This window comes from Mesotoga infera (assembly GCA_011045915.1).
Taxonomy (GTDB): domain Bacteria; phylum Thermotogota; class Thermotogae; order Petrotogales; family Kosmotogaceae; genus Mesotoga; species Mesotoga infera_D.
Genome location: DSBT01000198.1, coordinates 1 through 1,637, shown reverse-complemented (window position 1 = coordinate 1,637; position 1,637 = coordinate 1). Strand labels below are relative to the sequence as shown.

The window sequence follows — 1,637 nt, the reverse complement described above, 5'->3', positions numbered from 1 at the left end:
GAAGCTACTGGAAATCCCGGAGGGCTTGCCCAAGCCCTGTCGATTGTCAGGCCAAAGGGCAAGATAGTTCTGAAAAGCACCTATGAGGGATTCCCTTCCGTAGATATGACGAGAATTGTGGTAAGAGAGATAGAACTTATCGGCTCTCGATGCGGGCCATTTGATAAGGCAATTTCATTGCTTGAAAAAGGATTGGTCGATCCTACACCGCTGATAGCAGAGACATTTCATATCAGCAGTGCATACGAAGCCTTCGAAGCGGCCAAGAAGTCGCTGAAGGTAATTTTGAGGATGGAATGATTTTGAGCAGCCCTTACAAAATGTACTTCTTCGATCTTGATCATACGATTCTTGACTTTGAAAAAAGCGAAGTCGAATCTCTTCTGGAACTCTTCAGATTGAGAGATATCGATCTTTCCGATGAGCAGATAGACTCATACAAAGAAATAAACAAAAAGTGGTGGGGCTTTCTGGAGCAGGGACAGAAGACGAAGGAAGAAGTCGTTGTTGGCCGATTCGAAGAGTACTGTGACTATATCCGTGCTACATTCGATCCCGAAGAACTGAACGATGAATATCTTACCAGGCTTTCTGGAAAAGCCTACTTCCTCCCAGGTGCGAAAGAGTTTCTGACAAACATGAGGCGTCAAGGAAAACGAATGGCAATAATCACAAATGGCGTGTACCGTGTTCAGCACAAGAGATTTCTTACAGCCGGCTTACACGAATTCTTTGAGTTTTCGCTTTCCTCAGAAGAGGCCGGTGCAGCAAAGCCCGACGCCGAGATATTCATCGAAGCCATGAGAATGGCGCGAGTCAGGAGTCACGAGGTCGTCTACATTGGAGACAGCCTGGAATCAGACTACGAAGGCTCGCTAAATGCAGGTATCGATTTCATATGGTTTGGACCCCATGCCAGAAGGAACAAGGGTCCGGTAAACATTGCTAAGAACTACGATGAGCTGTTGAAATTGCTTGTCTAGATTGCCTGGTCACAGGCAAGATGTCGCCCGTCGCCGCCAACGATTTACCGTCCATAGATAAGTTTCAAGTTGCATGTTCCAAGTTGCAGTCTTAGTGGAAGCCAGTAACCTCTGGTGGCCTGCGTTAGCAGACTGGCTCCTTAAGATCCAATGTGCGCTTAAAAACAAGGACCCGCCCATCGCTGTAAGAGTCGCTGTACGCAAGAAGTTCCGCTGTACGCTAAAGGGCGGTGAACCCGCTGAGCGCTGTTTCAAAGACACCGCTGAGAAGAATAAATGTGCATAATGTCAAAGATCCAAAGCAAAGAACTGCAGAAATACGCTGTTCGTTTTTCTCAACAGTTCGGTGCTGCCGTAATCATGGGTGTGAGTACATGAGCTTTCTTAAGAACAACTCGACGTTTGCAAACTCAGCATGACCTTCGCTCATGATGTCTTTCAGACTGTCTCATCATTCCCTTAATATGAGCAATTTGGTCTTTCTTCCCAATTGAGGAGAGCCATAATATCCGTTCCCTCAAACATTACTGAAGGCTCACAAAGACAGCGCAAAAAGGAATGTACACAGTTCCACTTTCTCTCCAAGGCTCTCTCAAAGAGGTCATAACACAGCTTGAATTGTCAAAGATGCAAGGTTACATAGACTAGGAGACT

The 1,637-nt window shown here is 46.1% G+C and carries 2 protein-coding genes and 1 pseudogene; all 3 read left to right on the top strand.

Annotation, left to right across the window (positions count from 1 at the left end; genetic code table 11):
• On the top strand, positions 1-300 hold a 300-nt coding region (locus tag ENN47_07235), incomplete at its 5' end, for an alcohol dehydrogenase (GenBank protein ID HDP77960.1).
• On the top strand, positions 297-983 hold the full coding sequence (locus ENN47_07230; protein HDP77959.1) for a noncanonical pyrimidine nucleotidase, YjjG family: 687 nt from the start codon (positions 297-299) through the stop codon (positions 981-983). The genes ENN47_07235 and ENN47_07230, both read left to right, overlap by 4 nt.
• Positions 984-1,398: 415 nt before the next feature.
• Positions 1,399-1,631: pseudogene (locus tag ENN47_07225) on the top strand (four helix bundle protein).
• The last annotated feature ends 6 nt before the right edge of the window (positions 1,632-1,637 follow it).

Bases quoted from the DNA above. Each gene is read 5' to 3' on its own strand.
- ENN47_07230 (HDP77959.1), top strand. From the start codon at position 297: ATGATTTTGAGCAGCCCTTACAAAATGTACTTCTTCGATCTTGATCAT.